This is a genomic window from Rhodopirellula sp. J20-39, assembly GCF_057365095.1.
Genome location: NZ_CP195123.1, coordinates 2,459,147 through 2,465,676 on the forward strand (window position 1 = coordinate 2,459,147; position 6,530 = coordinate 2,465,676).

6 protein-coding genes are annotated in these 6,530 nt (G+C 56.7%); 1 reads left to right on the forward strand and 5 read right to left on the reverse strand.

The window, feature by feature from the left end; all coding sequences use genetic code 11:
- The first annotated feature begins 193 nt into the window (after window positions 1–193).
- Window positions 194–1,798, forward strand: coding sequence for a YihY/virulence factor BrkB family protein (locus ACR3ZL_RS08915; protein ID WP_473648206.1), 1,605 nt, complete (start codon window positions 194–196; stop codon window positions 1,796–1,798).
- A 24-nt stretch (window positions 1,799–1,822) separates the two neighbouring features.
- On the opposite strand, the gene ACR3ZL_RS08920 is transcribed toward ACR3ZL_RS08915, so the two are convergent.
- Genes ACR3ZL_RS08920 through ACR3ZL_RS08940 form a run of 5 tightly spaced genes read right to left on the reverse strand, consistent with a single transcriptional unit; the run spans window position 1,823 to window position 6,356 of the window.
- Window positions 1,823–3,610, reverse strand: coding sequence for a type II secretion system protein GspK (locus ACR3ZL_RS08920; RefSeq protein WP_473648205.1), 1,788 nt, complete (start codon window positions 3,608–3,610; stop codon window positions 1,823–1,825).
- Entirely contained in the window at window positions 3,600–4,715 is a 1,116-nt protein-coding gene (locus tag ACR3ZL_RS08925; RefSeq protein ID WP_473648204.1) for a PulJ/GspJ family protein, read from the reverse strand. Before ACR3ZL_RS08925 ends, ACR3ZL_RS08920 begins: the two co-directional genes overlap by 11 nt.
- Complete coding sequence (locus ACR3ZL_RS08930; RefSeq protein WP_473648203.1) at window positions 4,705–5,187, reverse strand: prepilin-type cleavage/methylation domain-containing protein; 483 nt, start codon at window positions 5,185–5,187, stop codon at window positions 4,705–4,707. The genes ACR3ZL_RS08925 and ACR3ZL_RS08930 overlap by 11 nt, the downstream gene beginning before the upstream one ends.
- 2 nt (window positions 5,188–5,189) lie before the next feature.
- On the reverse strand, window positions 5,190–5,858 hold the full coding sequence (locus ACR3ZL_RS08935) for a pilus assembly FimT family protein (protein WP_473648202.1): 669 nt from the start codon (window positions 5,856–5,858) through the stop codon (window positions 5,190–5,192).
- A gap of 51 nt (window positions 5,859–5,909) precedes the next feature.
- Window positions 5,910–6,356, reverse strand: coding sequence for a type II secretion system protein GspG (locus ACR3ZL_RS08940; protein WP_473648303.1), 447 nt, complete (start codon window positions 6,354–6,356; stop codon window positions 5,910–5,912).
- Between the last annotated feature and the right edge of the window lie 174 nt (window positions 6,357–6,530).

A 6,530-nucleotide genomic window follows, 5' to 3' on the forward strand; every position in this document is an offset into this window, starting at 1 on the left:
GCGGAGGCGAGGAGCGTTTGTAGGAAATGAAGACGCGTTGGCGTTGGCGGGACTCTAAGGTGAGGTAGGTCTGCGGCGTACGCAGACCGAGGAATGGAACTTCTGTGGTTGGTTGCTTTTGCACACGCTACACTGATCAGACCATCCCCCGCGGGCTTTCACTCAAGCATTCTAACCGAAGAAGGAACTCATTTTGCGTGCTTGGTTGAACTATGTCGCCGATGCGATTCGTCGCCCCCGTGAGGAGCTGTCACGGCGTCAACACCAGCTTCGATATATCTGGGACTTGATCGTCCACTGTGCCCGGCAATTGACCCAACACCGCGCCGAAGGTATGGCTGCGGAGCTGACCTACCGAACGATCTTTTCACTGATCCCTGTCGTGGTGTTAGGGCTGGTGATGTTCCGCGTCGTCGGTGGTTTGGAAGACGTCCAGTCGCGAGTGGAGAATCAACTGTACTCGTTTTTCGGGGTGCCGGAGATTCCGACGCAGTACTTGCGTGAGCAGATCGAGGAGATCGATTCGGAAGCGGACCAAGTCGCGGATTACGACTTTGAGGACGATTCAGGGCTCGCGTTTGATGGCGATTCGCAAGATTCCGACTCACAGTCGGATGATTCAACAGAGGACAAATCGGGACCGGCGGTGGAGATAACCGCCAGCAATCGAGCGAAGCTGGAAGAGGCGGCCACGACGAGCGAAGCCACCGTGGACGCGGCGGAAGTCGATGAAGCGTTGGCCGAGGCGGTGCAGGATAAAGCTGACGAAACGGCATCGGAGATTCGGGCCCGGGCGAGTATTCGCCGCACCCTTAGCGAGGTGACCGCCCAGATCGCGTCTTTGGACTTTGCGTCGATCGGAGTGATCGGATTGCTGTTGTTCGTCTATGCCGCGGTCGCGTTGGCGGACTCGACGGAGCACTTGTTTAACATCATTTACGATGCGCCCCGGCAACGCCCCATTCATTTGCGTTTAGCAATCCATTGGTCAATCATCACGCTGGGTAGCGGATTGCTGGCGTTGAGCTTGTACATGTCGGGCCAAGTTGTTGCTTGGGCGGGCACGATCGGGGCCGGATCCGAACCGTTGTGGTTCTTGCAACACGCATTGTCGTTATTGGCGGGTTGGGTGTTGATGTTCTTGCTGTTTGCCTTGATGCCCAACACGCACGTTTCCGTCCGCGCCGCCGCGATTGGGGCTGGCGTTGCAGCCGTGCTTTGGGAGTTCGCGAAGTACGGATTCCAAATCTATGTCAGCAAGGCGGTTCCGTATTCAGCACTCTACGGTTCGCTGGGATTGATTCCGTTGTTCTTGTTTTGGATCTATGTAACGTGGTTGATCGTCTTGTTCGGTTTGACGTTGACGTACACGTTGCAAACGATGCGTGGACGTCGTTTGCATCGCACCTTGGATGTGCGTGATGCAGCGGCGAGTGGTGATCCCGATTGGATGTTGCCGATCATGACGGAGGTGGCAACCGCGTTTGGGGAAGGCCGTTCCGTCGGACGACAAGAGCTGGCCGATCGGTTGGGGTTGGCCAGCCGGGTTGTCCACGAGATGGAGAACCGATTAATCGAAAGCGGCTGTTTACGCCGGGTCAGCGGCAGTGCAGGCGAAGAAGATCAGCTAACACTTGGCCGGCCTGCGGAAATGATCGCGATTCGAGACGTGCTGGAGCTCGCTCATCAATCCCGTGTCACCAACGACCATCATGCCTGGCGAACGCTCGCGGACTTGAAGCAAGCCGAACGCGACGCGGCCGGCGACCGAACCCTCGCCGATGTGTTGGGGGAATAAGTGGGAAAGGCTACAGGCTAAGAGCTAATTTCCACTCAGGGGGCTGCCTAAGATCGACATGTCGAAGCCGCGGCCGAGGTGTGTTAGGTCTCGGTAGGCGACCACTCGCGGGTTCAACGTGGTGGCATCGATGATCGCTTCGGCTCGACTAGCCAGACCGCTTGATGCATCGAAACCGACGATTTGGGCGCGATAAACACTGCCTGCCGTGGTTACCAAAGGCAACAACGCCCGCATCTGATCCAGGGTGATGATGCCTTCGGTGAGCGGCCACGTTTCGTGGGTGCGGTCGGTCGAGCCATCACCGCTGAGCATGCCGCCTCCGCCACTTTGGCCTCGGGCTTCGACGATCGCAGCAATGGTTTCAGCGTCGACCAGTGTGATTCCCGAAAGGATCTCGGCGGGCGCCTCGTTAAGGTTAATCCGCCCCGGCAAAACGTCCGTGTCTTGAGTGGTTAGCTGGTCCATTAACAGCGGCAAGTACTCCGCCATCAAAGCTGGATCGCTGAAAAAAGGTGATGAATACGTCTCCGCGTTATCGCCATCGCCGATCGTGACTTCCGCATCAATCAAATCGAGGATCTGGTTCAGTTCCACGCCTGCGCCGGCGGTCAAATCCAATTCCTCCATTACCTCGGCCGACCACAAGAGAGGCTCGGGACTGCTATTGGCCTCTTCCGCCGCATCAGCGTCGACTTCATCACCGCCGCTAAGGAACGCTGCGGAATCCGTGATCGAAGACTTGCCCGACATGCGGTAGGCCACGATGAAGGATGCAAAGGTTTCATCGCCCAACGCAATCATCAGTTCTTCGTACAGAAGTTCCAGGTCTTCTTGATTCACGTTGACACGGAAGTCGCCGGCGGCGGTCTTATTCGTTTCGGCGCCGTGGACCGTTAGGTACGACGCCCAACCAAGTGCACCAGCCGTATCGATGCTGGCGGACGTGCGTTGTTGCTCATCGAGATCCAGAATGCCGTTGCGGTTGGCGTCCGCACCAAACAACAATTGGGGCGTCACGCCACGAACCAGAAGCAGTTCTTCGACGCTTTGCAGCGGTCCGTTGGCGGCAGCATACGGTGTCGGTAGGGAGCTGTAATATTCGTCTTCGCATCCGAGCGGTCGCGGGTCGGTGTCTTCATCGATCCAGTCCAAGATGGCGTCCGCGATGGAAGCGTCCATTCCCGGTAAGGTCATCAGCAAAGTCAACGCAATGTCTTCGGTTTCGCCCAATGCGCTGTCTTGCGACGCATCCGTTTCTTCGCCCGTTCCAAGGATCCCGCCAACGTCGACCGAACCACTGGAAAGCAATGTCAGAGCATTCAACGCTTCGGAGTTTTCTTCTAGGACGAGCAACGCGTTGATGTTCAGTCGCGCCGATTCATTTTGCAATCCAAACCGGAGCCCTCCCAAGCGTCCCTCTTCGGTCAGTCCCGGTGCGACAACGGTGAAGTGCTGCGAACCGTCAGATGAGTCGCTAGCGAGTTGAATGCCGCGCAAGAGCGAAGGGTTGTTGAACACGCCACCGGATGCTTCGAGTGATTCGCGAGGTTGGCTCAACAGCAACCGAATGGTTTCGACACCCGAGTCGACGTTCAGACGCGTTTGAACCAGGTCCCCTTGCAAGTAGGAAGTCTCATCCGCCGCCAGCATCAATTCCGTGAACGAGTAAACCGCCATTGTGGCAACGGCAAGGACGACCAAAACAAGCACCAAAAAGAAGCCACCACGTTGTGGGCGACGATTGGATCGGAATGCCGACGTCGGGAGAGCAAATTTAGATGTAAAGCCGGTTTTGTTTTTAGAACGCACTGGTGCTGGTCTCCGCACTGGTGGTCGTCGTTGTGCCGGTTTCGTCGGCCAGTTCTTCTTCGGCGTCCTCTGGGTGACTCATCGGCAGGTAGATTACGTGCGTGAACGTGCGAGTTTCGGCACCCTCATCGCCAGTGATTTGTAACTGCACCCGAATGGCCAACGGCAAGAAACCGGACTCATCCGAATTGTAGTAGGGCAGCCAATTCACTCCGTCGTAATACTCAAAGTTGATCGCGGCAACTTCGGGAGCGATGACTTCACCGGCACTTTGAAGCCTCGACAGACCACCGGTCATCGACGCATGCGAATGGATGACGCGGTCGATTTGGCGTCGCACCAATCCGCCGGTCAGACGGTTGTCTTGCTTGTTTTCGTTCAGCGGTATGTTGTTATCGGACGCGAGTTGATCCAGCGGGTCTGTGCCCATGCCAGAACCAGCCATGCTGACAAAATAAGTCACCGTTTTGATATCACTGGGACGATCTTGCAATTGGTTTGCGTTGGACGAAAGCGACGGGTCCAGTACGGTTTCTTCGAGACGTGGCAAGCGGCTAGTGTCCACTTGTAACTGGCTTTCGCTGCCGATGATTCCTGGAGATTGCAACACCGTTCCGCCCACGGTTAGATCCAGAGTTGTCGATTGGTCGTCGATCAGATCCGGATCTTCGGGCAGCGTTTCTGCACCAACGATACCGCTGTCTGCACCGGAGTCGAGGGATTCGGTCAGCTCCGAGAGTGGCGACGCAGCGGCCTCGAGGATTGCGGCTAGGCCGTCCGTACTAACGGGACGCGTGGTGATCGACATGCGAACGTCGTCTTCGATCATCTGCAAAACGGCCGTCGCGATTTGGGAATCGCGAAAGGTGGCTTCCGCTGTGCCCATGTCTCGGACGTAGAACGTCATCGCGCTGCTGACCAATCCCATCAATACAACGCACATTGCGAGTGATAGCAACATTTCAAGCAACGTGAATGCAACACGTTGAGGCCGATTTCTTGATGCGTTACTGACACGGTTCACGCTAGGTGAAAGACGAATGCAACGCACACCGTGATGGTTCCGGGGCAAGGCGGTTTTGAAGGGATGGGATTTAGAGGGCATCGGTCAGCCCCAATTGTTCTTCACGCAACGCTTTCTCCTCGGCCGCCGCTTCGGCAAGTCCCATCAGCGGATCGATCATCCACCGGGTGATGGAATAGCTCGCGGTTGGTGCGCCACCGTTGTTGTTGATCGCCTGAACGCTAACTCGAATCGCCAGCATGCCATCGATTGGTGCGGGAACTACGTCGACTTGATATTCAAAGGGTGTTGTTGATGTCGAATCCATTGGACTGGTCGGCGATGGCGGGACGGCCTGAGGCGATTGATCGCTAACCAGAATTTCGGCGAGTTGGCTTTGAGCGATCATCCTGGCCTGGGCAAGGTGTTCGGCTTCGATCGCCGCATCGGTCCCCGTCATCGCAACCTGGGCCAAGATGCCAAGCGATGCACCGAGCAATCCAACTGCCAGAATCATTTCCAGCAATGAAAATCCGTCTCGCGTCGGGCGTGGGGAACTGAAAAAAGTTTGCATGATCAGAGCCCCTCAACGGAAACGGCACCGGTCAAACCACGGACGACCACGTAAACGTCTGGCGATTGTGAATCGGATACGGTCAATATCGCGTTGCTTGTTTGCCCAGTGGGATAGAAGTACACCGCCCCCGATGTGGAATCGCCGGAATCCAGGCCGGTCGCGCCGATTGCCATCGTCGCGGCTTCAATCGCACCGGAACCGCCAACAGCGCTGGTCACAATCGAGCTGATTTGAACGCCTTCGGGCAACTCGATTGTCCAACCCTCTTCTTGAGCGTCGACTGCGTTACCGGCGATCGCACCGGTGGTTTGATCGGCTCCCGATAACAAGGATGCCTGGGCACCGGACTGGTCATTGGCCTGTAAAGCGTCAGCGGCGGAGAAGACTGGTGTCACGGTAAGCTGGTTTTCAGCCGATTCCGTCGACAGTTTCATCACGCGTCCGTTGCGCATTGCGTAGACGCGTAGTCGAATCATTTCCGCACGTACTTGATCGGTTGCTCGGACCAATCGACGATCGGTCAACAACCCACCGATCGTGGGCAGGACGAGCGCAGCAGCGGCGGCAAAAATCGTCATCGCCAGCAACAGCTCGATAATCGTGAAGCCGGTCGCCTGTTGAGGTTTCAACAAGCGATTCGCGCGGACGATCGACGTCCGGCGAGGCATCGTGGATCTCTCGGCTGGCATCACAGATCGCTGCGATGAGATTGTCAAAGCTTACCGTCCTGTGACCGTAAGGTCGTCTTCGGTGTTCATTTGACCGTCCAAGCCGGCACTCTTGATCTCAAATTCGTTGCCTTTGACGCTCATGTCGAACGAGTTGCCCCACGCATCGGTCGGGATCGTTTCGATGATTGAGTCGACCCATTTGGCTTTCTTGGACGAATCGCTGGGGCCATCGCGAAGGTTGTCGAGCGTTTCTGGAAGCTCGTTCATTTTGAGCTTGTAGTACACAACGTTGCTTTTCAGCGAATTGAGCTGGGTTTGGGTCGCCTTGATATCTGCATCCGACTTGGCACCCGAAACGTTGACCACCACGATCCCGCCGATCACGACCAGAATCGAGAGAACCAGCATCAATTCGAGCAAGGTGAACCCGCTGCGGCTGGCGGTAGAGAGATTTTGACGCTGGGTCATGCGGCGAGCACAGCGACGGATTTGCATGGATTCAGATTGGCGGGGCATGCGGCGGGCTGACGGTGCGGAGCGATTGAGGGAGGTACCAGGCATCGTGCGAATGGGGGCAAGGAGGTTTGGGAGCGGGAAGCGAGTATTCGTCGCAGGAAATAGGTCACAAAGTCCAGCGAATCCAGCATGCTAGCTGGATCGCAAGAGGCA

Excerpts from the sequence above, each read along its gene's own strand:
- ACR3ZL_RS08925 (WP_473648204.1), bottom strand. The coding sequence starts at position 4,715 with ATGCCCTCTAAATCCCATCCCTTCAAAACCGCCTTGCCCCGGAACCAT.
- ACR3ZL_RS08930 (WP_473648203.1), bottom strand. The coding sequence starts at position 5,187 with ATGCAAACTTTTTTCAGTTCCCCACGCCCGACGCGAGACGGATTTTCA.
- ACR3ZL_RS08935 (WP_473648202.1), bottom strand. The coding sequence starts at position 5,858 with ATGCCTCGCCGGACGTCGATCGTCCGCGCGAATCGCTTGTTGAAACCT.
- ACR3ZL_RS08940 (WP_473648303.1), bottom strand. The coding sequence starts at position 6,356 with ATGCAAATCCGTCGCTGTGCTCGCCGCATGACCCAGCGTCAAAATCTC.